Consider the following 26,881-nt stretch of genomic DNA (forward strand, 5'->3'; position numbering starts at 1 on the left):
TAGCTTCGGGTCAACGACTATGAGAGGTCATCACGTGTCTCACTTTGCGCTGTTCGATCCCACAACCTTCGATCCGGCCGAGCTCGACGAGGATTCTCGCCGACAATTGCGTGCACTGATCGACTGGTTCGAGAGTCGCGGCAAAGGCAGGCTGTTGGCGGACGATCTCGACAGCGTATGGCCGGCGGATTTTCTGGAATTCGTCGCCGAGCAGAAGTTGTTCGCGACGTTCTCCACGCCTGCCGCCTATACGGACGGGTCGCCGAACACGCGCTGGGACGCCGCCCGCAATGCCGCGCTGAGCGAGGTTCTCGGGTTCTACGGTCTGGCCTACTGGTACACCTGGCAGGTCACCGTGTTGGGTCTCGGTCCCATCTGGATGAGCGCCAACGACGACGCCAAACGCCGCGCCGCACGCGAGCTGGACCGCGGCGGGGTGATGGCGTTCGGTCTGTCCGAGCGCGCGCACGGAGCCGACGTCTACTCCACCGACATGCTGTTGACGCCCGCGACCGAGGACTCCGAGCTCGAGTTCACCGCGTCGGGGGAGAAGTACTACATCGGAAACGGCAACGTGGCGAACATGGTCTCGGTGTTCGGCCGACGTACCGACGTCGAAGGACCCGATTCGTACGTGTTCTTCGTGGCCGACAGTGCGCACCCGGCCTATCGGCTCCGCGAGAGCGTCGTTCACGGTCAGATGTACGTCAGCACGTTCGCGCTCGAGAACTACCCCGTCCGGCGACAGGACATCCTGCACACCGGTGCCGACGCGTTCTCGGCAGCTCTCAACACGGTCAACGTCGGAAAGTTCAACCTGTGCACTGGATCCATCGGCATCTGTGAGCACGCCTTCCACGAGGCGATCACGCATGCGAACAACAGAATTCTGTACGGCAATCGGGTCACCGACTTTCCGCACGTGCGCAGTGCGTTCGTCGATGCCTATTCCCGCTTGATCGCGATGAAGCTCTTCAGCGCGCGGGCACTGGACTACTTCCGTGCCGCAGGGCCCGAGGACCGGCGCTACCTGCTGTTCAACCCGATGACGAAGGCGAAGGTGACCTCGGAGGGTGAAACGGTCGTGCGGCTGCTGCACGACGTCATCGCGGCCAAGGGCTACGAGAAGAATACCTACTTCCGCGAAGCCGCCCAGCTGATCGGAACACTGCCCAAGCTCGAGGGCACGGTGCACGTCAACGTGGCGCTGATGCTCAAATTCATGCCGGCCTACATGTTCTCGCCCACCGACTATCCGGACGTCGGTACCCGAACCGAGCCGGTCGACGACAGCTTCTTCTTCGCCCAGGGGCCGGCCCGCGGTGCGAGTTCGGTGCGGTTCCACGACTGGAAGCCGTTGTACGAGAAGCACTCCGGAATCCCCAACGTGGGACGCTTCTACGAGCAGGCACAGGCATTCACCTCGTTCCTCGCCGAGTGTGCGCCCGACGAGTCCCAACAGAAGGACCTCGATTTCCTGCTGGTGGTGGGTCACCTGTTCTCGCTCGTGGTCTACGGTCACCTTCTGCTCGAGCAGGCCGACGAGATCTCGTCCGAGATGATGGACCAGATCTTCGACTTCCAGATCAGAGACTTCTCCGGCTATGCCGTCGCGCTGTACGGGAAGCCGTCATCGACTGGAGCGCAACAGCAGTGGGCGCTCGATTCGATTCGCAAGCCGGCGGTCGACGCGGGGCGTTTCGAGACGGTGTGGAACGAGGTCGTCTCGTACGACGGTCGGTACGAGATGCGTCCCTAGCGCCGACGCTCAGCCGGGATCGGCCGGGACCAGATTGGTTCCGAACGCGCACACCGTCATCTCGTGCAGTCCGGCGCTGTCGTTCGGATGCTCGAGCGCCTGCATCGACATGAGGACGTTGAGCAGCATCCCGTGCGCGATGAACTGCCGTGCCTGATCCTCGGAACAACCTGTGCCGGCACGTATCTGGCTGTAGATGGCGCCCATTCCCTCCCGGGCTGCCCGGCCGATCTCGGGTACCGAGCCTGCGCCGAATCCGTGCATCATGACCATCAACAGGTCGCGATCGGCCACCAGATCGGCATAGGCGGAACCGAGATTCGCCCAGGTGCTGTCGTCGTCGGGGTCGAGCGGGCCCGCTGCCAGCACGGCATCGAACGCGGCCATGATGCCGTCGACGGAGCGTTGGAACACCAGACGAAACAACTCGACCTTGGTGCCGAACATGCGGACCACATACGGCTGAGAGACGCCCGCTTCCTTCGCGACCGCATCGGTACTGGTGCCGGCGTAACCCCCGCGCGCGAACGCGCGCATCGCTGCGTCGAGCACGAGCTCTCGGCGGTCGGCCGCATCCATGCGGGTGGCTCTGGGCTTGGGCGCTGACGGGTCGGACATGTTGACAGGTTATCAGTTGATAACTTACGGTCTCGAATAAGTAATCATTCGATGCTTACAAGCGCGAGACGGGACGACCGCAATGACCGCCACAGACTCTCCACCTGCAGTGCAGCCCGCCACTCGGAACGTTCCCGTGTGGCTCGGCATCCTCGCAGCATCCCTGCCGATGTTCATGGCAACCCTCGACAATCTGGTGATGACCAGCGCACTACCGGTCATCCAGCAGGACCTGAACGCCTCTGTCGGACAACTGCAGTGGTTCCTCAACGCGTACACCCTCAGCTTCGCCACCTTCATGCTGACGGCGGCGACGCTCGGCGACAGGTGGGGCAGGCGCGCGGTATTCCTCGGCGGCATCGCGGTCTTCACTCTTGCCTCGGTGGCCAGCGCGCTCGCTGCGAGTCCAGCGATACTCATCGCCGCGCGCGCCGTGCAGGGAATCGGTGCCGCCGCGATCATGCCGTTGTCCCTGGCGTTGCTCGCCGCGGTGGTACCGGTGGGCAAGCGCGCGATGGCAATCGGGATATGGGGTGGAGTCTCCGGACTCGGCGTCGCGCTGGGACCGGTGGTCGGCGGAGCCGTCGTCGACGGGATTTCCTGGCAGGCGATCTTCTGGATCAACGTTCCGGTGGCCCTCGTCGCAGTTCCGCTGGCGTACGTCGCGCTGAAGGAAACAGCAGGGCGCATCCAACCGCTCGATCTGCCCGGCGTGGTCCTCGCAGGCGGCGGTGTTTTCCTCCTGGTGTGGGCGGTGGTCCACGGCAACGACGACGGGTGGGCGTCGGCCACGGTGCTCGCCGGTTTCATCGGCTCGGCGGTGCTGCTCGTGGCGTTCGTTCTGCGCGCCTCGCGCACCCGACACTCGGTACTGCCGCTCGCACTCTTTCGTTCGCGCAGCTTCACCATCGCCAACATCATCGGAATCACGTTCTCGCTCGGCATGTTCGGGGCGGTGTTCCTCCTCGCGCAATACCTTCAGATCGTGATGAACTACACGCCGTTCCAGGCGGGCCTACGCACGCTGCCGTGGACCGCCGCACCGATGGTGGTCGCACCGATCGCAGGTCTGCTTGCCGAGCGCGTCGGACTGCGTGGGCTGTTGGTCGGCGGCCTGTCGCTGCAGTCGGTCTCGCTCGTGTGGATGGCGCTGATTCTGGGACCCGACACCGAGTATTCGTCGATGGTCCCGGCCCTGCTGATGGCGGGAGTGGGCATGGGGCTGACGTTCGCTCCGTCCGCCACCGCAGTGCTGCGGGACATGAAGGACGACGATCATGCCACCGCCAGCAGTGCGAACTCCACTGTGCGGGAGGTGGGTATCGCACTCGGCATCGCGGTATTGACAGCGGTGTTCATCGGAGCCGGTGGATCACTGACGCCCACCGGTTACACCGACGCCTTGGCACCCGCTCTGCTCGTCGGCGCTGGGGCAGTGGCGATCGGACTGGTGGCGGCGTTGTTCATGCCGGGGCGTTCCGTCGGATCGGCACAGGTGCTCACGGTTGGCCGGGAAATGCCGTCGACGACGGACTGACTCCCAGAATTTGCTGCCACGTCGCGAGGCGAATCGCGGCGTCGGTCAGCGCTTGAACACCCATGTCGCGGGTCGCTCCCGACCTGCTGCGTTCGATCAGCGAACGCCACGCGATGCTGGTGTCGATCTCGGCTTGCGCGGCCAACTGCGCGGCCGAGATCGCGTCGGTCACCGGGAACGGGGACGCATACGCCGGATCGGGCAGCGGCACAGTGACACTCGCCGCCCGGAGTGCATCGATGGTCGCGTCTCGACGCGCGCGGTGGGCGGCAGTGTTCGACGCAACCAGATCTGCGCGCGTGGGATTGGAGAATGCCGCGACGACGCCGTAGGCGAACACCGCCGCATACTCGGCGGCCAGTGCGTCGACGAGGCCTTGCTGTTCCGGGCCGAGATCGCTCATGCCAGCACCACCAGGGCCGAGACCGTGCACGAGGCGCTGATGGAACCGAGAAGGCCTGCTCGGTAACCGCTTTCGTTGCGAGCCGCATCTGCCGCGCTGCGAGCGGAGGCCGTCAACATCTCTCGCACGGCGGCGAGATCGGGCGGCGGCGTCGTGGGAACGGGTGTCGTGGTGGCCGTGACCGACGACGTCTCGGTCGAGGCACCGGTGGCGCGGGCGATCTCGGTGTCGAGCGCATCGGCGTGCTCGGTTCGCTGCGCCGCAACGATCCCCAGGGCGGCGGCGTAGTCGGCGATCACCGTCGCGGCCGCGGTGGCATCCGCGGCGTCGGCGCGGGCAGCGCGCAACTGCGCAGTCAAGGTGTCGAGGGCAGGACCCGAGATCGTCTCCTGACCGCAGGCCGCAACGCTCGACACGGTGGCCGCGGACAGAGCAGCGACGCCGGCGAGTCGGAACAACCCGCGGCGACTGAGCGCGAAGGGGACGGTCGGCGTTGGCACTCCGATATCGTGCCAGACCGCGGCGCTCGCACGTGCCGTGCCCGTGTGTCGCGTCGGCCGATCGTGGTCACGAGCACTGCCTGCGGGGCGGTAGGCTGTTGGTTCACCAAACGCAGTCCGGCTGCCGTACGCCGGATCGCCCACAACTACACACGAGGAGTTCGCGACATGCCTGTTCCGTCCAAGGAAAGGGTTGTCGAACTGCTCGCCGACCTCGTTCGAGAATGGGGTTACGACCTCGAAGACGTGAACGTCGTCGCCGCAGGAAAGCACAGTGCAGTGCGGATCATGGTCGATCGCGAAGAGGGAATCGACCTCGACGCTCTCCCGGAACTGAGCCGCGAGATCTCGGATGCCTTCGATGCCGTGACGGATTTCGGGGAAGCTCCGTACACGTTGGAAGTCACCACCCCCGGAATCGACCGCCCACTGACCGAAGCACGGCATTGGCGTCGGGCTCGCGGACGCAAAGTGCGTATCGAACTGGCCGACGGCAAGTTCGACGGTCGCGTCGGGGTGCTCGACGGCGATTCGGTCACCGTGGTGATCAAGGACAAGGGTGTGCTGTCGACTCGCCCCGTTGCCTTGTCCGATGTTGTGAAAGCTGTTGTACAGGTGGAGTTCTCGCGGCCGAGTGCCGAAGAGATGGACCTGGCGGGTGGTGTGGTCGGCAGTAGGCCGTCACCCGCGAACACCGATGAGATCGTGGACGTGGAAGCACCGGAAGAAGGGTCGGACAAGTGAATATCGACATAGCCGCATTGCGTGCCATCGAGGCGGACAAAGGAATTCCGATCGAGATGGTGATCTCGACGATCCAGACCGCGTTGCTGACGGCCTACCGGCACACCGAGGGGCACCAGTCCAACGCGTGGATCGACGTCGATCGCAAGACCGGCTCCGTTCGGGTGATGGCCAAGGAACTCGACGCCGACGGCAATCTGATCTCCGAATGGGACGACACCCCGGAAGGCTTCGGACGCATCGCGGCAACCACGGCGCGTCAGGTCATCCTGCAGCGCCTGCGCGACGCCGAGCACGAGCGGTCGTTCGGTGAGTACTCCACGCACGAGGGTGAGATCGTCAACGGTGTGATCCAGCGCGACACGCGTGCCAATGCGAAGGGCACCGTGATCGTCCGTATCGGAAGTGACGCCAACGGAGCCGACGGCCTGCTGCCGCCCGCAGAGCAGGTGCCGGGCGAGAGCTACGAGCACGGCGAGCGCATCAAGTGCTACGTCGTCGGAGTTGCCCGGGGCAATCGGGGTCCGCAGATCACGCTCTCGCGCACGCACCCGAATCTGGTGCGCAAGCTGTTCGCCCTCGAGGTTCCCGAGATCGCCGACGGCTCGGTCGACATCGTGGCAGTGGCTCGCGAGTCGGGGCACCGCTCGAAGATCGCCGTCGCGTCCACCGTGTCCGGGCTCAACGCCAAGGGTGCCTGCATCGGACCGATGGGTCAGCGCGTGCGCAACGTGATGAGCGAACTGGCAGGCGAGAAGATCGACATCATCGACTTCGACGAGGACCCGGCCACGTTCGTCGGGAATGCACTGTCCCCGTCGAAGGTCGTCTCGGTGACCGTCGTCGACGCGGTTGCCCGTGCGGCCCGTGTCGTGGTTCCCGAGTACCAGCTCTCTCTGGCCATCGGCAAGGAAGGGCAGAACGCTCGACTGGCTGCTCGATTGACCGGTTGGCGCATCGACATCCGCAGCGATGCGGCGGCACCCGAGACGACCAGCGCGTAGGGCCGGAATGCGGAGTTCGGGGCAATACAGCGGTAGAGTGGTCGATGGTTCGGTAACGACCTCTCCGCCCAGGGGCATGAACGCGAGTATCCGGTAGTGACAAGCCGGCCGATTCGTACATGCATCGGGTGCAGGGAGCGAGTGCCGGCCGCCGATCTGTTGAGGATCGTGGTTCGAGAAGCTGGTTCGCACGAATTCGCTCTCGTCCCCGATGTCCGGCATTCGATGTCCGGCCGTGGTGCGTGGTTGCACTACAGCCGAGAGTGCCTGCACAATGCGGAACGACGCCGAGTCTTCGGTCGTGCGTTTCGGATATCGGGAAATGTGGAATCGTCCGCAGTGACAGCCGTGCTCGACGAGCACGAACAGCTGCAGGCCGAGTACACGACAAGAGCAACACCCGTCGACAAGAACAGGCAACAGCACTGATGAGCACACCGTGAAGCACCAACGATGAACGTCCATCGGAGATAACCCGAGGTCGTGCGGGCACCAAGCCTCGCTCGGCCTCTCAGTGAGGAGAGCAGTGGCAGGCAAGGCCCGCGTGCACGAGTTGGCAAAAGAACTCGGTGTCACCAGTAAGGAACTACTCGCACGGCTCAAAGAGCAAGGCGAGTTCGTCAAGTCCGCATCATCCACAGTCGAAGCCCCCGTGGCGCGTCGACTGCGTGAGTCCTTCCCGTCCGAGAACACGGACGCGTCGGCACCGGCCGCAGCTGCACCGAACGGTCGCGCAGCGGCCGATCGGGCAGCGAGCAGCACCGCGAAGCCGGGTGCCGCGAAACCGGGCGGACCTCGTCCCGGCCCCAAGCCGGCACCGCGTCCGGCAGAGCCGGAAGCACCCGCAGCGCAGGCTCCCGTGGAGGCAGCACCCGCTGCACCCGCGACTCCGGCTCCGGCCCCCGCAGCGCCTACCCCCGAGCCTGCAGCTCCGGCCGCTCCGGTCGAGCAGGCTCCCGCCGCGTCGGCTGCCACCAGCGACGCTGCACCGGCCCCGGCCGCTCCGAAGCCCGCAGGTCCCGGCCCCAAGCCCGGCCCCAAGGCTCCGCGTGTCGGTAACAACCCGTACTCCTCGGCTCCCGTGGAGCGCCCTGCTCCTCGGCCCGCTCCCGGTGCTCCGCGCCCCGGTGGCGGACGCCCCGCTCCCGGACAAGGTGGGCCTCGTCCCGCAACACCGTCCGGTGGCAGTCGTCCGGCTCCAGGGCAGGGTGGGCCCCGTCCCGCACCGGGCCAGGCCGGACCTCGTCCGAGCCCCGGCTCGATGCCTCCTCGCCCCAACCCCGGTGCCATGCCGACCCGTTCGGCACGTCCCGGCCCCGCAGCAGGTCGTCCCGGTCGTCCCGGTGGCGCTCCGGGCGGACGCCCGGGCGGCGGCGGTGGCGGTGGCTACCGCGGCGGCGGCGCTCCCGGCGCTCCCGGTGGTGCTCCCGCAGGCGGCGCTCCCGCAGGTGGTTTCCGCGGTCGTCCCGGTGGCGGTGGACGCCCCGGTCAGCGCGGCGCAGCAGCAGGTGCATTCGGTCGTCCCGGCGGAGCAGTTCGTCGTGGTCGCAAGTCGAAGCGGGCGAAGCGCGCCGAGTACGAGAGCATGCAGGCTCCCGCAGTCGGCGGCGTCAGGCTGCCCCGCGGCAACGGTGAGACCATTCGTCTCGCCCGCGGCGCATCGCTGTCGGACTTCGCGGACAAGATCGACGCGAACCCAGCTGCACTGGTGCAAGCCCTGTTCAACCTCGGTGAGATGGTCACCGCGACGCAGTCCGTCAACGACGAGACGCTGGAGCTTCTCGGCGGAGAGATGAACTACGTCGTTCAGGTCGTCAGTCCCGAGGACGAAGATCGTGAGCTGCTCGACTCGTTCGATCTCACCTACGGCGAGGATGCCGGCGGCGAGGACGATCTGGAGCAGCGTCCCCCGGTGGTCACCGTCATGGGCCACGTCGATCACGGTAAGACGCGACTGTTGGACTCGATTCGCAACACCACGGTGCGCGAAGGCGAGGCCGGCGGAATCACGCAGCACATCGGTGCGTACCAGGTGCTGACCGAGCTCGAAGGCAACGAGCGTCTCGTGACGTTCATCGACACCCCCGGTCACGAGGCCTTCACGGCCATGCGTGCCCGTGGTGCCAAGGCCACCGACCTCGCGATCCTGGTGGTCGCAGCCGACGACGGCGTCATGCCGCAGACGGTGGAGGCCATCAACCACGCACAGGCAGCCGACGTGCCGATCGTGGTCGCGGTGAACAAGATCGACAAGGAGGGCGCGAACCCGGACAAGATCCGGCAGCAGCTCACCGAATACGGTCTGGTCGCCGAGGAATACGGCGGCGAGACGATGTTCGTCGACATCTCCGCCAAGCAGGGCACCAACATCGATGCCCTCCTCGAAGCGGTGCTGCTGACGGCCGACGCGTCGCTCGATCTGCGCGCCAACCCGGACATGGACGCTCAGGGTGTCGCCATCGAGGCACACCTCGACCGTGGTCGCGGCCCGGTCGCGACCGTGCTCATCGCTCGCGGAACGTTGCGTGTCGGTGACTCGATCGTCGCCGGTGACGCATACGGACGCGTTCGTCGCATGGTCGACGAGCACGGCGAGGACGTCACCGAGGCGATGCCGTCCCGTCCCGTGCAGGTCATCGGCTTCACGTCGGTGCCCGGTGCAGGCGACAACCTTCTGGTGGTCGACGAGGACCGAATCGCTCGACAGATCGCCGACCGTCGAAATGCGCGCAAGCGCAACGCTCTGGCAGCCAAGAGCCGCAAGCGCATCAGCCTCGACGATCTCGATGCAGCTCTGAAGGAGACTTCGCAGCTGAACTTGATCCTCAAGGGTGACAACTCGGGAACCGTGGAAGCGCTCGAAGAGGCGCTGCTCGGAATCGAGATCGACGACGAGGTCGAACTGCGCGTCATCGACCGCGGTGTCGGTGGCGTCACGGAGACCAACGTCAACCTGGCGTCGGCATCCAACGCGATCATCATCGGCTTCAACGTTCGAGCGGAGGGCAAAGCCACCGAGCTGGCCAACCGTGAAGGCGTCGACATCCGGTACTACTCGGTGATCTACCAGGCCATCGACGAGATCGAGAAGGCCCTCAAGGGCATGCTCAAGCCGGTGTACGAAGAGGTTGCCCTCGGGCAGGCCGAGATCCGCGCGCTGTTCCGTTCCTCCAAGGTCGGAAACATCGCCGGTTGCCTCGTCACCTCCGGTACGATCCGTCGCAACGCCAAGGCGCGACTCATCCGAGACAGCGCCGTTGTCGCGGAAACCGTCACGATCTCCTCGCTCCGTCGCGAGAAGGACGACGCGACGGAGGTCCGCGAGGGCTACGAATGTGGTTTGACGGTGACGTACTCCGACATCAAGGTGGGCGATGTCATCGAGGCGTACGAGCTCCGTGAAAAGCCGCGCGACTAGAACGGATGCGGAGCCTTTCGGCTCCGCACCCGGTCGCGTCGGCTCGGTGGTGAAGCCAGGGGAGTGACACTGCGCTCCGACTTTCGAGCCGGTGGTGGTACGACAGATGTACCGCCACCGGCTTTGTCGTCGAAGCTGATCGAAGGACGTCAGCGTGTATCTGGGTGCTCTGGAGTTGGACGTGTTGTTGGGGGATGTGCGTTCGCTCGCCGAGAAACGGTCGATGGTGGAACCGGTGCTCGGTGATCTGCAACGGCTGGGAGTCTCGGCTGCCGAAACCGGTGAGCGAGAACGTATTCGGCGGTCCCTGCTGGGGGTTGCCGCGGCCGGTACCGACGTCGACCTACTGCACGACAAACTGGACGAGTGCGAACGGCATGTCGCCGAACGCCACGATCTGGAACTGTTGGCAGTACGCCGGAGAATCTTCGGACCCGAGGATTGATCCGGGAAGTCCGCCGAGCGCTGCTCGGCGGACGAGAAGTGCACAACCGCCGCCACGTCGGAACAGAATCGACGTTCGGCCATGAAAGAGGAGTGTGATTGTCGTGGTGGATCAGGCCAGGGCTCGAAAGTTGTCCAAGCGAATCGCCGCCATCGTTGCAACGGCGATCGATCACGAGATCAAGGATCCACGGCTGGCATTCGTGACCATCACCGATACCAAGGTGACTGCCGACCTGCACGACGCCACGGTGTACTACACCGTGATGGGTGAAGACCTCGATACACCGCCCGATCTGCAGGCCGCTGCGGCAGGCCTGGAGAAGGCCAAGGGTGTGCTGCGCTCGAAGGTCGGAGCCGGAACGGGTGTGCGGTACACGCCGACGTTGACGTTCGTGACCGACACGGTGCCCGACACCGCACGCCACATGGAAGACCTGCTCGAACGCGCCCGCGTGGCCGACGAAGAACTGGCCCGCGCGCGTGCGAACGCCAAGCCCGCCGGGGACCCGGACCCGTACAAAGCTCCACGCGAAGTCGCAGACACAGATGGTCATTCCGCAGGCTCCACTCCTGCAGGCGTCGAGCCCGCCGAAGCCGACTGACATGTCCGACGGTTCGGAGGCAGTGTCGGAGACCGACGAGGATCTGGCGCGGGCGATCGAGATGCTCGAACGTGCATCCTCGGTGACCGTGCTGTGTCATGTTCAACCCGATGCCGACACGATCGGTAGTGGGCTTGCGCTCGGTTCGGTGCTCGAACGTCGCGGCGCGACCGTCCAGGTGGCATTCGCAGCACCGGCGTCCCTGCCCGAGTCGATGGACGAATTACCCGGTAGACACCTTCTCGTCGACGCAGACGAGGTCAGCGAGTCCGTCGACCTGGTGGTCACGGTCGACGCCGGAAGCAGGGGTCGGCTGGGTTCGCTGGGCGACCGACTCGATACGGCGTCGGCCAGCCTCGTCATCGATCATCACCGCAGCAACACACGATTCGGAACGCTGAACGTGGTGCACGCGTCTGCTGAGTCCACCACCGCCGTCATCGCGCGGCTGTTCGATCGGTGGGGCGTCGAGATCGATGCCGATCTGGCCCACCTGCTGTTCGCGGGTCTGGTCACCGACACCGGTTCGTTCCGCTGGGTTCGCCCGGGTTCTCATCTGTTGGCCGAGAGACTGTTGGCCACGGGGATCGACGGGGCTCACATCGCCCGCAAGCTGCTCGACACTCACCCGTTCGACTGGTTGCCGATGCTCGGGTCGGTGCTCGGTTCGGCATCGTTGCTTCCCGACGCAGCCGACGGACGAGGGCTGGTGTACGCCGTCATCAGGAGCGAGGATTCGGCCGGACTGCGGTCCGAGGAGATCGAGAGCGTGATCGACATCGTGCGCACCACCTCCGAGGCCGAGGTCGCCGCGGTACTCAAGCAACAGGATTTCGGGTCGGTCTGGGTGGTCTCTCTGCGCTCGAAGACCGAGGTCGACGTGTCGGCGGTGGCGTGCGCGCTCGGCGGTGGCGGGCACCGCAATGCAGCCGGCTACACCGCGACCGGCGACCTGCCCGACGTGATCGATGCGCTGCGTGAGGCCCTGTCGGCGTCGTGAGTTCCACCCCGGTCACGGCTCGAAAGATCCTCGGTCTCTCGTTGCCCTCTCTCGGCGTCCTCGCTGCCGAGCCCCTGTACCTGTTGTTCGACGCCGCCGTGGTCGGCCGGCTCGGCGCGCTCGCCCTCGCCGGCCTGGCCATCGGTGGGCTCGTGTTGGCCCAGGTCAGCACGCAGCTGACGTTCCTGTCCTACGGCACGACCGCGCGAGCGGCTCGCATGCACGGTGCAGGCCGCGAACGCGACGCCGTCGGTGAGGGTGTGCAGGCGACGTGGTTGGCCTTCGCGATCGGTATCGCCATCGTCGCGGTGATGCAGCTCGCCGCCGAGCCCGTGGTCTCGGTGCTGACCGGGGGCGGGGACATCGCTGCCGAGGCCGTCGCGTGGCTGCGCGTGGCTCTGCTGGGTGTGCCGTTCATCCTGGTTTCGCTGGCCGGAAACGGATGGATGCGTGGAGTTCAGAACACGGTGACGCCACTACGTTTCGTCGTGTTCGGCTTCGGTGTATCAGCGGTGTTGTGCCCCCTCCTGGTCCACGGGTTGCTGGGATTCCCACGGCTCGGGCTGGTGGGATCGGCCGTGGCGAACGTGATCGGCCAGGGCGTCGCCGGTGCGCTGTTCGTCGGCGCAGTCGTGCGGGCGAGCACCGAATTGCGCCCGCATTGGTCGGTGATGCGCGCACAACTGGTGCTGGGCCGCGACCTGATCGTGCGCAGTTTGGCATTCCAGGCCTGTTTTCTGTCCGCCGCTGCGGTCGCGTCGAGGTTCGGCGCCGCCTCGGTCGCCGCCAACCAGGTGGTTCTGCACATGTGGAACCTGGTGTCGTTGATGCTCGATTCACTGGCAATCGCCGCTCAGACCCTGGTCGGAGCCGCCCTGGGTGCGAGCAGGATCGACGATGCGCGCGCCCTGGCGTGGCGATTGACAGCGTGGTCGACGGTGTTCGCGGTCGTTCTCGCCGGCGTGTTCGCCGTCGGGCGTTCGTTCGTGCCGGATCTGTTCACCACCGACGCATCGGTCATCGACGAGATGCATGCGATCTGGTGGATCTTCGTCGCGATCATCCCCATTGCCGGCGTGGTGTTCGCGTTGGACGGTGTGCTGCTCGGCAGCGGCGACGCTGCATTTCTGAGAAACGCGACCATGGCCTGCGCCGTCGTGGGCTTTCTGCCGTTCATCTGGTCGGCTCTGGTGTTCGACTGGGGACTGGTAGGGATCTGGACAGGGCTCGGCGTCTTCGTCGCACTGCGGATGCTTGCAGTCGCAGGCCGGGTACTGTCCGGAAAGTGGCTGGTGATCGGCAGCGATCGCCAACTCCGCCGATAGCCGTCAGGGTTGCGACGGCAACGCGGGATGCAATGCCACCTCACGGCTCTTGACGACGAAGAAGACGGTGCCGCCGGGCTCGAGCCCGAGATCCGACACCGCGGCAGGGGTGATGTCTGCAGCCATGCCCGGAGACCCGTCGGGTTGCGGGCGAGACCGAACACGAATGCCGGAGCCCTGCACCTCCATCTCCTCGATCACCACCTCGAACACGTTTCGCGGGCTGGCGTGTGGGGCCGTCGGGTGTACCGAGACGGCGGCGGGGGAGAACACCGCCACCAGTGCGGTTCCGGTGGTGTACCGCCCGGAGCCGTGGACCGTCAGTCCCCAGTTCGTGGTCAGGGACGTCGAGTCGTCGGCGTCGACAGCCCGTCCCGAGAGCAGGTTCACCCCCGCGATGCGGGCACCGAATTCGCTGCGAGGTGCGGTCAGGACCTCGGTGACCGAGCCTCGCTCGACGACGCGTCCGCCGTCGACGACCGCCACGGAATCGGCGAGCGCGACGACGTCGAGCAGATCGTGGGTGACGATCAAGGCCGTGCGACCGCTCGCGCGCAGCACCGTGCGCAGTACTCGTCGAATGCTCGGTGCCGTGTCCACATCCAGCGCCGCGAGGGGTTCGTCGAGCAGCAGCAGGCGCGGGTCGGCCGCAAGAGCGCGCGCGATGGCGATTCGTTGAGCCTGACCGCCGGACAGCTGGCCGGGGCGGCGATCGGCCAGGTGGGAGGCTCCGACCGCGTCGAGCCAGGTATCGGCGACGGCACGCGCGGCGACGCGGTTGGCGCCGGCGCTACGCGGTGCGAAGGCCACGTTCGTGCGAGCGTCCATGTGAGGAAACAGCAGAGCTTCCTGAGAGAGGGTCGCGACGCCTCGGGCGTGAATCGGCACGACGGTGTTCGAGACGGTATCGGTCAGCACGTCCTCGCCGAGTCGGACGATTCCCTCGTCGGGTGCCACCACACCCGAGACGAGCTGCAGCAGTGTCGATTTGCCTGCCCCGTTCGGTCCGAGGATGGCGACCGTCTCACCCTCGGGGACGTCCAGTTCGAGATCGATGCCGCGAACGCCGAGTGTGGCCCGCAGGTGCAGTGAGTTCACAGCGTTCCCGACGACCGAGTGCCGCGTGCGGTCACGACGACGAGTGCCGCCACGAGAATCAGCACCAGCGACAGCGCCACCGCGGCATCGGGGTCGCTCTCGCGCTGCAGATAGATTTCCAGCGGCAGTGTCCTGGTCACGCCTCCGAGGGATCCGGCGAAGGTCAAGGTCGCTCCGAATTCTCCGAGCGCGCGCGCGAAGGCGAGGACGGTTCCCGATATCAGTCCGGGAAGTATCAGCGGAACGGTGACGCGCCGTAGGACGGTCGTGGGTGTGGCCCCCAGAGTCGCGGCCACCACGTCGTACCGGTCGCCGGCCGTGCGCAGTGCGCCCTCGACGCTGACGACCAGGAAAGGCAGCGACACGAACACCTGTGCCAGCACCACGGCCGAGGTGGTGAACGCTATTCGAATCCCGAAGGCGTCGAGGTGCTCGCCCAACAGGCCTTGTCGCCCGAAGGTGTAGAGCAGCGCGATGCCCCCGACCACCGGGGGCAGAACCAAGGGCAGTACGACGAGAGAGCGAAGGATCGAGAGCCCGCGAATCGAGCTGCGCGAGAGCACGATTGCCATCGGCACGCCCAGAACCACGCACACTGCGGTGCTGGCCGTCGCCGTCTTCAGGCTCAGGATCAACGCCGCGACAGCGGATTCGGAGGTGATGAGTCCGAGAAAATTGGACCAGTCGATTCGGGTGAACATCGCGGCCAGCGGTGCCACTACGAGGAGTGCACCGATGGCTGCCGGAACGAAAATCCACACCGGCACACCGACGGTCGACCGCCCGTCGTGTGCGACTCGTACGGTCACGGAGCTGCGAAGCCGGCTCGACCGAGTACGTCTTGCCCGACGGGTCCGGCGACGAACTCGGTGAATGCGCGAGCGGTGCCCTCGTTGTCGGACCCGCTCAGTGTCGCGATCGGGTAGGTGTTGACGGCCTCGCTCGACTCCTCGAAGGGCACCGCGGTCACGGCCTCTCCTGCCCCGGCAGCGTCGGTCACGTAGACCAGTCCGGCATCGGCCTGCCCCGAGGTCACCTTGCCCAACACATCGGTGACCGAGGATTCCTCGCTCACGGCCGGGATCTGCGTGCCGGTAGCGGCCTCGACCGAGGCCGTCGCCGCGCCGCACGGCACCTGGGGCGCGCAGATCACCGTGAGAACGTCGGGGTTCGCCAGATCGGCGAACGATGCGATGCCGTCCGGGTTTCCGGGGGCGGTCACGATGGTCAGCGTGTTGGACGCGAAGTCTACGGGGTCATCCGCAACCAGGCCCTCGTCCACCGTCTCGGTCATGTTCTTCGTATCTGCGGAGGCGAAGACGTCGGCAGGGGCGCCGGAGATCAGCTGCGCGGCCAGATCGGATGAGCCCGCGAAGCTGAACTCCACCGAGGTGCCGGGGTGTTCGGCCTCGAATCGATCACCGAGCTCGGTGAACGTCGCGCGAAGCGATGCTGCGGCGAAGACCGTGATCTCGCCTCGGACCGCGCTGCCGTCCGAGGGTCCATCGGGCGCGGTCGAATCGGACTGCGAGCTGCACCCGACGAGCACGAGGGTGGCTGCAATGAGGAGCGCGAATACCGGGCGCAGTGTCTTCACGAACATCTCCTGTGTCCTACGGTGTCTCGACGATGACGGTCGTGGCCTTGACCACAGCGACGGTGACCTTGCCGGGCTCCAGCCCCAGTTCGCGAACCGAGCGGGTGCTCATCAGGGACACGATCGTGAACGGCCCGCACTGCATGCTCACCTCGCTCATCACCGCATCCGAGACGACCTCCGTGACCAACCCCACGAGTCGGTTGCGTGCAGAGCTTCCGCCCGACGCGATCTCCGGCGGAGGGACAGCATGTTCGCGCGCGTAGTCGGCCAGGTCCCGGCCGGCGATGACCTTGCGTCCGTTCTCGTCCTCGAGCGAGGGGAGCGCTCCGCTGTCGATCCATCTGCGGACGGTGTCGTCACTGACACCGAGTAGCGCCGCGGCGTCTCGGACGCGGATCGGGGGCACCGTCATCGTGATGCCACCACAGCAAACATCCGCAAACAAGTCATGAAAGGCACCATATACCCGAATCTGCGGGTGAACGGCCTCGATTTCGTTTTCTGCGCGTACTCCCGCCCCACCGTCGACCGAGTTGCCGCCTCACCCCGCCCGGATACGCCGCGGAATCTGCGGGGAGTATTGGGCGTTGGTACGTTCTCGGACGGTTCTGGCGATTCGACGCCGGCGGCCGAGCGCATCGGAAGGAATTTTCAGTGGCAGCGAAGCTGTGGGCAGTGAGCGACATTCACGTCGGACATCGGGGCAACCGGCCCGTGACCGAGGACATCTTTCCCGAATCGCCCGAGGACTGGCTGATCGTCGCCGGTGACGTGTCGGAGAAGACCGACGACATCAAGTGGGCGCTCGAACTGCTCCGTAGCCGTTTCGCGAAAGTCATCTGGGTTCCCGGAAACCACGAGCTGTGGACGACGGTGAAAGATCCCGTCCAGATCCACGGGGCGGCTCGATACGAGTACCTGGTCAACCTGTGCCGCGAGATCGACGTCGTCACCCCGGAGGACCCGTATCTGCGGTGGGAGGGTGAGGGTGGCCCGGCGACGATCGTGCCGATGTTCCTGCTCTACGACTACACGTTCCTGCCGCAGGGAGCGAGAGACAAGGAACACGGACTGGCGATCGCACGCGAGAAGAACGTCGTCGCCACCGACGAATTCCTGCTGTCCTCGCAGCCGTACGCGACGCGCGATGCCTGGTGCCATGCGCGGATCGACGCCACCCGGGAGCGTCTCGATGCGCTCGACACCTCCGTTCCTACCGTGTTGATCAACCATTTCCCGATGGTTCGGCAGCCGACCGAGGTGCTGTTCTACCCGGAGTTCGCGCTGTGGTGTGGTTCCACTCTGACGGCGGATTGGCACACGCGGTACAACGCGATCTGCTCGGTGTACGGGCACCTGCACATTCCGCGGACGACCTATTACGACGGCGTTCGCTTCGAGGAGGTGTCGGTGGGCTATCCGCGCGAATGGCAGCGGCGCGGCCTACCGAAGAACGTTCTGCGACAGATTCTTCCGGTCCCCGAGTATCCGCCGGGCGCGTTGAACAAGTGGGGCGGGCACTTCACGGTGACGCCCGAGATGGAGGCAGAGGTAGAGAAGATGAGGGCAGGAAAGTGATCGAATCGATACTTCCCAACGGCGTCGTCTCGGCCGAATTGTTCGCGGACCCACCGGGTTTGACGCCACATCCGCTCGAGGCCCCGCTGGTGGCCAAGGCGGTGGACAAGCGCAAGCGTGAGTTCACCTCGGCCCGACACTGTGCGCGGGTGGCGATGGAGAAGCTGGGTGTCGAGCCTGCGCCGATCATGCGCGGCAAGTCCGGTGCTCCGCAGTGGCCGAAGGGTGTGGTCGGATCGTTGACGCACTGCGACGGGTATCGCGGTGCGGTGTTGGCCTACTCGATGCAGGTGCGTTCGGTGGGAATCGACGCCGAGCCGCACGGACCCCTGCCCGATGGAGTGCTCGAGGCGGTGAGTCTCGAGGCCGAACGGGAGTGGCTCGCGACCGCGGGCCGCGAGGACGTGCACTGGGATCGAGTGTTGTTCTGCGCGAAGGAAGCGACGTACAAGGCCTGGGAGCCGTTGACCGGACGCTGGCTCGGCTTCGAGGACGCACACATCACCTTCGAGCGCACCGGATCCGGTGACGACATTTCGGGAACGTTCCGTTCCGAGTTGCTGGTGCCGGGAGACACGATGTCCGGGCCGCCGCTGCGGGCCTTCGACGGTCGATGGATGGTGGCGGGCGGTCTGGTGATGACCGCGATCTCGGTGATGTGACGACCTGCTCCGCGAGCCTGGCACAATGCTCTCTCGTGAGTGCTCGCGAAAAGATTTCGTCCGGTCTCGTCGGTGCCGGCCTGCTGGTGGTCGACAAGGGGCCGGGAGTGACGAGCCACGATGTGGTGGCGTCGTGCCGAAAACTGTTGCGCACCAGAAAAGTCGGCCATGCGGGGACCTTGGATCCCATGGCGACCGGCGTGCTCGTGCTGGGCGTGGAGCGTGCGACCAAGATGCTGGGACTGCTCTCGCTGACCACGAAGTCGTACACCGCCACCATCCGGCTCGGCCGGAGCACGACGACCGACGACGCCGAGGGCGACGTCCTGGCCGATGTTTCGGCCGCGTATGTCTCCGACACCGAGATCTCGACCGCGATTGCCGCCCTGACCGGTGACATCGAGCAGGTTCCTGCCAGTGTCAGCGCCATCAAGGTCGACGGGCAACGCGCCCACAAACTGTCTCGCGCAGGTGAGGAATTCACACTCGCCCCGCGCAAGGTCAGCGTCACCCGATTCGACGTGACGGCCAGGCGCGACGTGGCGGAGGGCGAATCGGCGTTCGTCGACCTCGATGTCGAGGTCGACTGCACGTCGGGGACGTACGTTCGGGCCTTGGCGCGCGACCTCGGCGCGGCGCTCGGCGTCGGCGGCCACCTGACCGTGCTGCGCCGCACCCGCGTCGGACCCTTCACCCTCGACCACGCACGGACACTCGAAGAACTGGCAGAGGACCCGGCCGTGAGCCTGGACATCGATCAGGCGGCCCGAACGGCGTTCCCGCACCGGCAGATCGACACGAGTGAGGCGGAATCGTTGAGCCAGGGACGGTGGCTGGATCCGATAGGAATCGACGGGGTGTACGCGGCGGTCGATCCCACCGGGCACACCATCGCTCTGCTCCAGGAGAAGGGCAAGCGCGCCAGTTCGGTCATGGTCGTGCGGCCTGCGACCTTGCGCGGGCACTGAAACATTCGGCACGGATGCGGCACCGGCCCGGCGATCAGGTCGCCGGAACCATCCAGATCGCCTCTGCGGCGCGGTGGCCGAGATCGATGGAATCGGTGGCGTCGGTGCGGGCCAACTCGATGGCGACGGTGCCGGCGTAGTCGCGTCGTTCGACCACCGTGATCGGCAGGTCCAGCGTGATGCCGACGGAGTCGAAGTAGCGGAGCATCGCCGGGTCGGAGTCGGAAATTCTGGCGACTCGGCCGGACTGTCCGTCGAGGTAGTCGCTCAGGCGGGTCGCGGACGGGGCCTCGATCGCACCGTCGACGGACGGAATCGGGTCGCCGTGCGGATCGCGTTCGGGGTGGCCCAGTTTGGCGTCGATTCGATCCATCATCAGATCCGAGACGGCATGTTCGAGGATCTCCGCCTCGTCGTGCACTTCGTCCCAGCCGTAACCCAGCTCTCTGACCAGATAGGTCTCGATCAGTCGATGCCGACGCACCATACCGATGGCAGCGAGACGACCCTTCTCGGTCAGTGAGATGGCTCCGTAGCGGGCGTGGTCGACCATGCCTTGGTCTGCGAGCTTGCGAATCGCCTCGGACACCGTCGAGGCGGAAACACCGATGCGCTCGGAGAGCATCTTGGTGCTGACCGAGTCCTCGCTCCACTCACTGGCCGTCCAGATGACCTTGAGATAGTCCTGCGCAACCGCGGACAGCTGGACGCCCTCGTCGGCCGGTGCGGGATCGTCTTTTCGTAGCGCCACGTCGCCGAGCTTAGGCAATCCAATGGAAAAAGACATCTCACCCGGCCGGAGCCACCGGCACCTGTCCGCGTTGTCGCAGAGCGCGGACGACGATGCCTTGTGAGGGGCTGAAGAGGTAGGCAAGGACGAAGACGAGTCCCTGGGTGAGCACGACGCTGCCGCCGGAGGACACGTCGAGGTAGAAGCTGGCGTAGATCCCCACCAGCGCGCAACCCACCGAAATGAGCGGTGCCAGCACGAGCATGCGGCCGAAGCTGTGCGTGAGTAGATAGGCGGACGCACCGGGAGTGATCAGCATCGCCACCACGAGGATGACGCCGACGGCCTGGAGCGCGACCACGGTCGTCAGGGCGAGCAGGGTCAGCATGACGGCCGAGATCACCGTCGGGTTGATGCCTACGGCGCGGGCCTGGGTGCGGTCGAAGGCGAAGAGAGTGAAGTCGCGACGTTTGACGATCATGACGACCAGCGCGATACCGCCGAGGACGAACACCTGGACCATGTCTGCCTGCGAGACTCCCAGCAGATTGCCGAACAGGATGTGGTTGAGGTCGATCTGACTCGGAAACTTGGAGATCAGGACGACGCCGAGCGCGAACAAGGTGGTGAAAACGACGCCGATAGCGGCGTCCTCCTTGACGATGGTGGTGTTGCGGACCACTCCGATGGCACCGACCGCGATGAGCGCGAACAGCAGCGCTCCGATCGCGAACGGTGCCCCGAACAGGTACGACAGCGCGACGCCGGGAAGAACTGCGTGCGAGACCGCGTCGCCCATCAGCGACCACCCGATGAGGACGAGCCAGCAGCTCAGTACCGCGCACACTATCGAGGCGGTGACGGTGACCAGAAGGGCCCGCTGCATGAAGGTGTATTCGAGTGGGTCCACGAGAAAATCGATCAGATACACGGTTCAGCTCGCTTCCGTGGTTCGGGTGGACGGAGTTCGAGTGCCCGCACCCAACTCGCCGACCTTCGACGGGTCGATGCCGAAGGCCAGCGCCAGGTTCTCCGGGCGCAGTACGTCGATCGGACTGCCGTGCATCAGCACGCGCTGTTGCAGCAGGATCGCTTCGTCGCACAGTTCCGGTAGGGCGTGAAGATCGTGTGTGGACACCAGAACCGACGCACCCTGTGCTGCGAGTTCGCGGAGCAGCCGGGTGATGGTTGCCTCGGTTTTCTTGTCCACACCGGCGAAGGGCTCGTCGAGCAACAGCAGTGATGCCTCCTGGGCGATGGCGCGGGCGACGAACGCGCGCTTGCGTTGACCGCCGGAGAGCTGGCCGATCTGTCGGTTCGCAAGTTCGGCGAGGTCGACGCGCTGCAGAGCCTCGTCGACGGCCAGTCGATCGGCGGCTCGGGGAGTGCGGAGAAAGTTCTGTTTCCCGTATCGGCCCATCATCACCACGTCGCGCACGCTGATCGGGAATGTCCAGTCGACGGACTCCGCCTGGGGCACGTAGCTGACCGTGCCGGCCTTGCGCGCCTGCGCCGGGTCTCCGCCGAACACGGTGATCGAGCCGGAGTTGGGCTTGACCATTCCCATGACGGCTTTGAACAGCGTCGACTTGCCCGATCCGTTCATTCCGACCAACCCGCACACCCGGCCGGGTGCGAGGGTCAGGCTGGCATCGGTGAGGGCTACGACGTCGCGGTATCGAACGTTGACGGCGTCCACCGTCAGCGCTGCCCCGGTCTCGTGCCGGGCCCTGTGGTGAGGGTCACCAGTGTGCTGGGTCATCGTTCTCCTACCAGTGCGTCGGCGATCAACCGCGCGTCGTAGCGCAGTAGATCCAGGTACGTGGGGACCGGTCCGGTGGCGTCGCTCAGAGAATCGACGTAGAGCTGTCCGCCGAACCGCGCGCCGGTGTCCTCGGCGACCTGTAGCTGCGCCTTGTCCGAGACCGTCGATTCGCAGAACACGGCGGGTACGTCGTTGTCGCGAACGAAGTCGATGGTGCGGACCACCTGCTTCGGCGTTCCTTCCTGCTCGGCGTTGACCGGCCACAGGTAGGCCTCCTGCAGATCGAAGTCGCGGGCCAGATAGCCGAATGCGCCCTCGCAGGTGACGAGCGCGCGCTGACGAGCCGGTAGCCCGGAGAGATCCGCGGCCAGTTCGGCACCGACCTCGCGTAGTTGTCCCACGTATGCGGCTGCGTTCGCGCGGTAGTCGTCGGTGTTGGCGGGATCGAGCGCGACGAACGCGTCGGCGATGTTCTCGACGTACGTCTCGGCCACGACGGGCGACATCCATGCGTGGGGGTTCGCTTTGCCCGCGTAGGCGTCGTCGCGAATGTAGATCGGGTCCACGTTCGCACTCACCACGGCGTGGGGTGCGGGGATGCGCTCGACGAATTTCTCGAACCAGGCCTCCAGCCCGAGCCCGTTGTCCAGGATCAGCTCGGCCTGCTCTGCGGTGCGTAGGTCTCCTGGGGTCGGCTCGTAGCCGTGGATCTCGGCTCCGGCTTTTGTGATCGATTCCACTCGGAGGTGATCGCCGGCGACATTGGCGGCCATGTCGGCGAGGACGGTGAAGGTCGTCAGAACCAGGGGTCTGCCGTCGTCGAGCATCGCCGGATCGTCGTCCCCGACGGCACGGGCGCAGCCGCTCGAGGCTGCCACCAGTAGTCCCACCACGGCCCAGCTCGCGAGAATCCGCCCACGGCGCGATCCACACCGGCGAAGAAAAAAGTTAGGCACACCGAAATATTTACCGTGGGGATACCTATTTGTCCATACGTGCCGCGCGCGACACGCCTGTCCGAGAGTGACCGAGCGGCCGTCGGGCCGTAGGCTTCGCGGTGTGCAGAGATGGCGAGGTCTCGACGATGTACCTGCCGACTGGGGTCGGTGCGTGCTCACGATCGGCGTCTTCGACGGCGTTCATCGCGGACACGCACAACTGATCGGGCGAGCGGTGGCCGCTGCGAAGAAGCGCGGCGTTCCCAGCGTGCTCATGACGTTCGATCCCCATCCGATGGAGGTCGTGCGACCGGGAAGCCATCCTGCTCAGTTGACGACCCTGACGAGGCGAGCCGAACTCGCCGAGGAATTGGGTATCGACGTCTTCTGCGTCATGCCGTTCACGCCGGAGTTGATGAAGCTCACTCCCGAGCGATACGTGCACGAGATCCTGATCGAACGTCTGCACGTTGCCGAGGTCGTCGTCGGTGAGAACTTCACCTACGGGAAGAAGGCGCTCGGCACCGTGCCCATGCTGCGCAAGATCGGCGAACGGTCCGGTTTCGCAGTCGACGGAGTCAACCTGCTCGCCGAGCACGCCGTGACGTTCTCCTCGACGTACATCAGATCGTGCGTGGACGCCGGTGACGTCGCTGCAGCCACCGCCGCGCTCGGGCGACCGCATCGCGTCGAAGGAGTCGTCGTGCACGGAGACGGCCGAGGTCGCCAAATGGGTTATCCCACAGCCAATGTCGCGCCACCCATGTACTCGGCCATTCCCGCCGACGGTGTGTACGCGGCATGGTTCACAGTGCTCGGGCCGGGTCCGATCATGGGGACGGTCACTCCGGGGGAGCGGCATCCGGCTGCCGTGTCGGTGGGCACCAATCCAACGTTCTCGGGTCGTACCAGGACCGTCGAGGCATTCGTCCTCGACGGTGAGGCCGACCTGTACGGCCAGCACGTGGCAGTCGACTTCGTCGACCGACTGCGCGGCATGGAGAAGTTCGACTCGATGGAAGCCCTCGTGGAGGAAATGGGCCGCGACGCCGAGCGGGCCCGGACGATCCTGGCGGCCAGCACGGCCTGATAGGCTGTCCCCTCGGTGCTCGCTGCGGTCCGCGGCGGCTGTACCGGCTTCGATCCCGTTGTCTCGACACCGGGCGCGTAGCTTCCTTTCACGCGGACGTCATTGATCAGGAGTAGTACCAGTGGCATTGACCACCGAACAGAAGAAGGCCGTTCTCGGCGAGTACGGCTTGCACCCCACCGACACGGGCTCGCCCGAGGCGCAGGTTGCAATGCTCACCAAGCGCATCGTCGACTTGACCGAGCACCTCAAGACGCACAAGCACGACCACCACTCCCGCCGCGGCCTGCTGCTGCTGGTCGGACGTCGTCGTCGTCTGCTCAAGTACATCGCGAAGGTCGACGTCACCCGCTACCGCTCGCTCATCGAGCGTCTGGGTCTGCGTCGATAATTCAGACCGACGCGAGGATGTCACCGATGCACGGTTCGACGCGCCGGTGCGCACCCGACTCGCAGCAATAGTGCAGTAGCCAACGAGGCAGTGCTTAGACTGTTCCTCGTTGGCTATCTGTGTTTGGACCGCAAGAACAGTTACGCCAGCACGAGAAAGCGGATGCGCAGCAATCGCACACCGCCGTGTATGCCTGTCACGCCGTGGTGACGGTCTTCGGTAGTGGCCTTTCGGATACGAGATCCGGTGGGCTTCGATCGATGGCCGCCTCCGCGCAGCCGCGTCCCGAGAGAAGCTCGGAGATGGACGGCACAGGTATGCCGCCACAGCCAGGAGGGCTGGTGGTGTGTCCACGCGGGCACGGCAAAGACGAGAGGACGAGAACAGAACACATGTCGGAAACCACAACTTTGGACGTCGAAGAAGGCGTCTACGAAGCAACTGCGATCATCGACAACGGCACGTTCGGCAAGCGGACCATCCGCTTCGAGACCGGCCGCCTCGCACAGCAGGCCGCAGGCGCAGTCGCCGCGTACCTCGACGAGGACACCATGCTGCTGTCGGCAACGACCGCCGGCAAGCACCCCCGTGAGGGCTTCGATTTCTTCCCGCTGACGGTCGACGTCGAAGAGCGCATGTACGCTGCGGGCCGTATCCCCGGATCGTTCTTCCGCCGCGAGGGCCGTCCGTCCACCGACGCCATCCTCACCTGCCGCCTGATCGACCGGCCGCTGCGTCCGACGTTCGTCGACGGACTGCGCAACGAGATCCAGGTCGTCATCACGGTCATGAGCCTCAACCCGGCCGATCTGTACGACGTCGTCGCGATCAACGCGGCATCGGCCTCGACGCAGATCGCCGGACTGCCGTTCTCCGGTCCGATCGGCGGCGTTCGCGTCGCCCTGATCGACAAGCAGTGGGTCGCGTTCCCGACCAACGAGCAGCTCGAGAAGGCCGTGTTCAACATGGTCGTCGCCGGCCGCATCGTCTCCGGCTCCGGTGCCGACGCAGACGTCGCGATCATGATGGTCGAAGCAGAGGCCACCGAGAACGTCATCGAGCTCATCGAGGGTGGCGCTACCGCCCCCAACGAAGCGGTCGTCGCCGAGGGACTCGAGGCATCGAAGCCCTTCATCGCAGCCCTGTGCACCGCACAGCAGGAGCTCGCGTCCAAGGCAGCAAAGCCCACCGGCGACTACCCGGTTTTCCCGGCGTACCAGTCGGACGTCTTCGAGGCCGTCGAGAACGCCGCGAAGATCCCGCTCAACGAGGCACTGACCATCGCAGGCAAGGCCGAGCGTGAGAGCAAGCTCGACGAGGTCAAGGCTCAGGTGCTCACGTCGGTCGGAGACAGCTTCGCCGGCCGCGAGAAGGAGATCGGTGCCGCATTCCGCGCACTGACCAAGAAGTCGGTTCGCCAGCGCATCCTCACCGATCACTTCCGCATCGACGGCCGCGGCATCACAGACATCCGGTCGCTGTCCGCCGAGGTCGCGATCATCCCGCGTACCCACGGATCCGCCCTGTTCGAGCGCGGCGAGACCCAGATCCTGGGCGTCACCACCCTCGACATGGTCAAGATGGCGCAGCAGGTCGACTCGCTCGGGCCCGAGACGTCCAAGCGCTACATGCACCACTACAACTTCCCGCCCTACTCCACCGGAGAGACCGGCCGCGTCGGTTCGCCGAAGCGTCGCGAGATCGGCCACGGCGCACTCGCCGAGCGCGCTCTGCTGCCGGTTCTGCCCAGCCAGGCAGAGTTCCCGTACGCCATCCGCCAGGTCTCCGAGGCACTGAGCTCCAACGGCTCGACCTCGATGGGCTCGGTCTGTGCATCGACGCTGTCGCTGCTCAATGCCGGTGTGCCACTGCGTGCCCCGGTCGCCGGAATCGCAATGGGCCTCGTGTCCGACGAGGTCGACGGTGAAACCCGTTACGTCGCCCTCACCGACATCCTCGGTGCTGAGGACGCATTCGGCGACATGGACTTCAAGGTCGCCGGAACCAAGGATTTCGTCACCGCACTGCAGCTCGACACCAAGCTCGACGGCATCCCCTCCAAGGTGCTCGCCGGCGCGCTGTCGCAGGCCAAGGATGCGCGCACGACGATCCTCGAGGTCATGGCCGAGGCCATCGACACCCCGGACGAGATGAGCCCGTACGCACCTCGCGTCACCGCGATCAAGGTGCCGGTCGACAAGATCGGCGAGGTCATCGGGCCCAAGGGCAAGATGATCAACTCCATCACCGAGCAGACCGGTGCCAACATCTCGATCGAAGATGACGGCACTGTCTACGTCGGTGCAGCGGACGGCCCGTCCGCACAGGCCGCGATCGACATGATCAACGCCATCGCCAACCCGCAGCTGCCGAAGGTCGGCGAGCGATTCCTCGGAACCGTCGTCAAGACAACGGCTTTCGGTGCATTCGTCTCGCTGCTCCCGGGCCGCGACGGACTGGTGCACATCTCCAAGCTCGGTAACGGCAAGCGCATCAACAAGGTCGAGGACGTCGTGAGCGTCGGATCGAAGTTGCGCGTCGAGATCGCCGATATCGACAACCGCGGCAAGATCAGCCTCGTTCCCGTCGAAGACGACAACGCTGCTGCTCCCGCCGACGCTCCCGAGGCACCCGCCGAGGTCAGCGCTGAGTAAGAAGCAATCGAGCCGAACGGTACGTCCCCTCGGGACGTACCGTTCGGCCG

The 26,881-nt window shown here is 65.7% G+C and carries 27 protein-coding genes; 16 read left to right on the forward strand and 11 right to left on the reverse strand.

The window, feature by feature from the left end; all coding sequences use genetic code 11:
• Positions 1-19 precede the first annotated feature (19 nt).
• The gene (locus tag R3P95_RS01780; protein ID WP_149405970.1) at positions 20-1,759 is read left to right on the forward strand and encodes an acyl-CoA dehydrogenase family protein; all 1,740 of its coding nucleotides are present in this window, start codon (positions 20-22) and stop codon (positions 1,757-1,759) included.
• A 9-nt stretch (positions 1,760-1,768) separates the two neighbouring features.
• On the opposite strand, the gene R3P95_RS01785 is transcribed toward R3P95_RS01780, so the two are convergent.
• Positions 1,769-2,377, reverse strand: a complete 609-nt coding sequence (locus R3P95_RS01785; RefSeq protein ID WP_262498350.1) for a TetR/AcrR family transcriptional regulator — start codon at positions 2,375-2,377, stop codon at positions 1,769-1,771.
• 82 nt (positions 2,378-2,459) lie between these two features.
• Between R3P95_RS01785 and R3P95_RS01790 the strand changes: the two genes are divergently transcribed.
• Positions 2,460-3,914: a DHA2 family efflux MFS transporter permease subunit gene (locus R3P95_RS01790; RefSeq protein ID WP_149405969.1), complete on the forward strand. Its 1,455-nt coding sequence runs from the start codon at positions 2,460-2,462 to the stop codon at positions 3,912-3,914.
• On the opposite strand, the gene R3P95_RS01795 is transcribed toward R3P95_RS01790, so the two are convergent.
• Positions 3,877-4,317 carry a ferritin-like domain-containing protein gene (locus tag R3P95_RS01795; protein ID WP_094669830.1) on the reverse strand — a complete coding sequence of 147 codons (441 nt, stop codon included), beginning with the start codon at positions 4,315-4,317 and terminating at the stop codon, positions 3,877-3,879. The genes R3P95_RS01790 and R3P95_RS01795 overlap by 38 nt on opposite strands.
• A complete protein-coding gene (locus R3P95_RS01800; protein WP_149405968.1) occupies positions 4,314-4,817 on the reverse strand; it encodes a hypothetical protein in 504 nt (167 codons plus the stop codon). The genes R3P95_RS01795 and R3P95_RS01800 overlap by 4 nt, the downstream gene beginning before the upstream one ends.
• 168 nt (positions 4,818-4,985) lie before the next feature.
• Here R3P95_RS01800 and rimP point away from each other — a divergent pair, with 168 nt between their 5' ends.
• The 8 genes from rimP to R3P95_RS01840 all read left to right on the forward strand — a co-directional run bounded on the left by rimP (position 4,986) and on the right by R3P95_RS01840 (position 13,357).
• Positions 4,986-5,561, forward strand: coding sequence for a ribosome maturation factor RimP (gene rimP / locus R3P95_RS01805; protein WP_149405967.1), 576 nt, complete (start codon positions 4,986-4,988; stop codon positions 5,559-5,561).
• Positions 5,558-6,565: a transcription termination factor NusA gene (nusA, locus tag R3P95_RS01810; RefSeq protein ID WP_068050201.1), complete on the forward strand. Its 1,008-nt coding sequence runs from the start codon at positions 5,558-5,560 to the stop codon at positions 6,563-6,565. Before rimP ends, nusA begins: the two co-directional genes overlap by 4 nt.
• Positions 6,566-6,661: 96 nt before the next feature.
• Entirely contained in the window at positions 6,662-6,994 is a 333-nt protein-coding gene (locus R3P95_RS01815; RefSeq protein WP_188078631.1) for a YlxR family protein, read from the forward strand.
• Between the two features lie 97 nt (positions 6,995-7,091).
• Positions 7,092-9,983: a translation initiation factor IF-2 gene (infB, locus tag R3P95_RS01820; RefSeq protein WP_149405966.1), complete on the forward strand. Its 2,892-nt coding sequence runs from the start codon at positions 7,092-7,094 to the stop codon at positions 9,981-9,983.
• A gap of 154 nt (positions 9,984-10,137) precedes the next feature.
• A complete protein-coding gene (locus R3P95_RS01825; RefSeq protein ID WP_068050194.1) occupies positions 10,138-10,428 on the forward strand; it encodes a DUF503 domain-containing protein in 291 nt (96 codons plus the stop codon).
• A 103-nt stretch (positions 10,429-10,531) separates the two neighbouring features.
• Positions 10,532-11,032, forward strand: a complete 501-nt coding sequence (rbfA, locus tag R3P95_RS01830; RefSeq protein WP_094642414.1) for a 30S ribosome-binding factor RbfA — start codon at positions 10,532-10,534, stop codon at positions 11,030-11,032.
• Between the two features lies 1 nt (position 11,033).
• Positions 11,034-12,032, forward strand: coding sequence for a DHH family phosphoesterase (locus R3P95_RS01835; RefSeq protein WP_317547201.1), 999 nt, complete (start codon positions 11,034-11,036; stop codon positions 12,030-12,032).
• Positions 12,029-13,357 carry an MATE family efflux transporter gene (locus tag R3P95_RS01840; protein ID WP_094642139.1) on the forward strand — a complete coding sequence of 443 codons (1,329 nt, stop codon included), beginning with the start codon at positions 12,029-12,031 and terminating at the stop codon, positions 13,355-13,357. Before R3P95_RS01835 ends, R3P95_RS01840 begins: the two co-directional genes overlap by 4 nt.
• Before the next feature lie 3 nt (positions 13,358-13,360).
• On the opposite strand, the gene R3P95_RS01845 is transcribed toward R3P95_RS01840, so the two are convergent.
• Genes R3P95_RS01845 through R3P95_RS01860 form a run of 4 tightly spaced genes read right to left on the reverse strand, consistent with a single transcriptional unit; the run spans position 13,361 to position 16,467 of the window.
• Positions 13,361-14,455, reverse strand: coding sequence for a sulfate/molybdate ABC transporter ATP-binding protein (locus tag R3P95_RS01845; RefSeq protein ID WP_149405964.1), 1,095 nt, complete (start codon positions 14,453-14,455; stop codon positions 13,361-13,363).
• Positions 14,452-15,264 (reverse strand): ABC transporter permease, encoded by an 813-nt coding sequence (locus R3P95_RS01850; RefSeq protein WP_149405963.1) that lies wholly within the window; start codon positions 15,262-15,264, stop codon positions 14,452-14,454. Before R3P95_RS01850 ends, R3P95_RS01845 begins: the two co-directional genes overlap by 4 nt.
• Positions 15,261-16,043 carry a molybdate ABC transporter substrate-binding protein gene (gene modA, locus R3P95_RS01855; RefSeq protein ID WP_394855380.1) on the reverse strand — a complete coding sequence of 261 codons (783 nt, stop codon included), beginning with the start codon at positions 16,041-16,043 and terminating at the stop codon, positions 15,261-15,263. The genes R3P95_RS01850 and modA overlap by 4 nt, the downstream gene beginning before the upstream one ends.
• Positions 16,044-16,068: 25 nt before the next feature.
• Positions 16,069-16,467 (reverse strand): TOBE domain-containing protein, encoded by a 399-nt coding sequence (locus R3P95_RS01860; protein WP_149405961.1) that lies wholly within the window; start codon positions 16,465-16,467, stop codon positions 16,069-16,071.
• 242 nt (positions 16,468-16,709) lie between these two features.
• On the opposite strand from R3P95_RS01860, the gene R3P95_RS01865 reads away from it, so the two are divergent.
• From R3P95_RS01865 to truB, 3 genes are read left to right on the forward strand one after another with little or no spacing between them, the layout of a single operon-like run.
• Complete coding sequence (locus R3P95_RS01865; protein ID WP_149405960.1) at positions 16,710-17,633, forward strand: metallophosphoesterase family protein; 924 nt, start codon at positions 16,710-16,712, stop codon at positions 17,631-17,633.
• On the forward strand, positions 17,630-18,295 hold the full coding sequence (locus R3P95_RS01870; RefSeq protein WP_149405959.1) for a 4'-phosphopantetheinyl transferase family protein: 666 nt from the start codon (positions 17,630-17,632) through the stop codon (positions 18,293-18,295). Before R3P95_RS01865 ends, R3P95_RS01870 begins: the two co-directional genes overlap by 4 nt.
• 35 nt (positions 18,296-18,330) lie before the next feature.
• Positions 18,331-19,263 carry a tRNA pseudouridine(55) synthase TruB gene (truB, locus tag R3P95_RS01875; RefSeq protein ID WP_149405958.1) on the forward strand — a complete coding sequence of 311 codons (933 nt, stop codon included), beginning with the start codon at positions 18,331-18,333 and terminating at the stop codon, positions 19,261-19,263.
• Positions 19,264-19,297: 34 nt separating this feature from the next.
• Here truB and R3P95_RS01880 read toward each other — a convergent pair whose 3' ends face one another.
• From R3P95_RS01880 to R3P95_RS01895, 4 genes are read right to left on the reverse strand one after another with little or no spacing between them, the layout of a single operon-like run.
• Positions 19,298-20,050, reverse strand: a complete 753-nt coding sequence (locus R3P95_RS01880) for a metal-dependent transcriptional regulator (protein ID WP_373455154.1) — start codon at positions 20,048-20,050, stop codon at positions 19,298-19,300.
• Between the two features lies 1 nt (position 20,051).
• Positions 20,052-20,924 (reverse strand): metal ABC transporter permease, encoded by an 873-nt coding sequence (locus R3P95_RS01885; protein ID WP_149405957.1) that lies wholly within the window; start codon positions 20,922-20,924, stop codon positions 20,052-20,054.
• A gap of 3 nt (positions 20,925-20,927) precedes the next feature.
• Positions 20,928-21,755, reverse strand: coding sequence for a metal ABC transporter ATP-binding protein (locus R3P95_RS01890; RefSeq protein ID WP_149405956.1), 828 nt, complete (start codon positions 21,753-21,755; stop codon positions 20,928-20,930).
• Positions 21,752-22,714 (reverse strand): metal ABC transporter substrate-binding protein, encoded by a 963-nt coding sequence (locus R3P95_RS01895; protein ID WP_394855370.1) that lies wholly within the window; start codon positions 22,712-22,714, stop codon positions 21,752-21,754. Before R3P95_RS01895 ends, R3P95_RS01890 begins: the two co-directional genes overlap by 4 nt.
• A gap of 103 nt (positions 22,715-22,817) precedes the next feature.
• Here R3P95_RS01895 and R3P95_RS01900 point away from each other — a divergent pair, with 103 nt between their 5' ends.
• From R3P95_RS01900 to R3P95_RS01910, 3 genes are all read left to right on the forward strand, one after another.
• On the forward strand, positions 22,818-23,786 hold the full coding sequence (locus tag R3P95_RS01900) for a bifunctional riboflavin kinase/FAD synthetase (RefSeq protein ID WP_094669994.1): 969 nt from the start codon (positions 22,818-22,820) through the stop codon (positions 23,784-23,786).
• A 121-nt stretch (positions 23,787-23,907) separates the two neighbouring features.
• The gene (gene rpsO / locus R3P95_RS01905; RefSeq protein ID WP_032397847.1) at positions 23,908-24,177 is read left to right on the forward strand and encodes a 30S ribosomal protein S15; all 270 of its coding nucleotides are present in this window, start codon (positions 23,908-23,910) and stop codon (positions 24,175-24,177) included.
• Positions 24,178-24,569: 392 nt separating this feature from the next.
• Positions 24,570-26,831 (forward strand): polyribonucleotide nucleotidyltransferase, encoded by a 2,262-nt coding sequence (locus R3P95_RS01910; RefSeq protein ID WP_094642123.1) that lies wholly within the window; start codon positions 24,570-24,572, stop codon positions 26,829-26,831.
• Positions 26,832-26,881 lie beyond the last annotated feature (50 nt).

The sequence above is a fragment of the Rhodococcus cercidiphylli genome (assembly GCF_033042225.1).
Lineage (GTDB): Bacteria > Actinomycetota > Actinomycetes > Mycobacteriales > Mycobacteriaceae > Rhodococcoides.

Excerpts from the sequence above, each read along its gene's own strand:
- R3P95_RS01780 (WP_149405970.1), top strand. The coding sequence starts at position 20 with ATGAGAGGTCATCACGTGTCTCACTTTGCGCTGTTCGATCCCACAACC.
- R3P95_RS01785 (WP_262498350.1), bottom strand. The coding sequence starts at position 2,377 with ATGTCCGACCCGTCAGCGCCCAAGCCCAGAGCCACCCGCATGGATGCG.
- R3P95_RS01790 (WP_149405969.1), top strand. The coding sequence starts at position 2,460 with ATGACCGCCACAGACTCTCCACCTGCAGTGCAGCCCGCCACTCGGAAC.
- R3P95_RS01795 (WP_094669830.1), bottom strand. The coding sequence starts at position 4,317 with ATGAGCGATCTCGGCCCGGAACAGCAAGGCCTCGTCGACGCACTGGCC.
- rimP (WP_149405967.1), top strand. The coding sequence starts at position 4,986 with ATGCCTGTTCCGTCCAAGGAAAGGGTTGTCGAACTGCTCGCCGACCTC.
- R3P95_RS01835 (WP_317547201.1), top strand. The coding sequence starts at position 11,034 with ATGTCCGACGGTTCGGAGGCAGTGTCGGAGACCGACGAGGATCTGGCG.
- R3P95_RS01860 (WP_149405961.1), bottom strand. The coding sequence starts at position 16,467 with ATGACGGTGCCCCCGATCCGCGTCCGAGACGCCGCGGCGCTACTCGGT.
- R3P95_RS01880 (WP_373455154.1), bottom strand. The coding sequence starts at position 20,050 with ATGTCTTTTTCCATTGGATTGCCTAAGCTCGGCGACGTGGCGCTACGA.
- R3P95_RS01890 (WP_149405956.1), bottom strand. The coding sequence starts at position 21,755 with ATGACCCAGCACACTGGTGACCCTCACCACAGGGCCCGGCACGAGACC.
- R3P95_RS01910 (WP_094642123.1), top strand. The coding sequence starts at position 24,570 with ATGTCGGAAACCACAACTTTGGACGTCGAAGAAGGCGTCTACGAAGCA.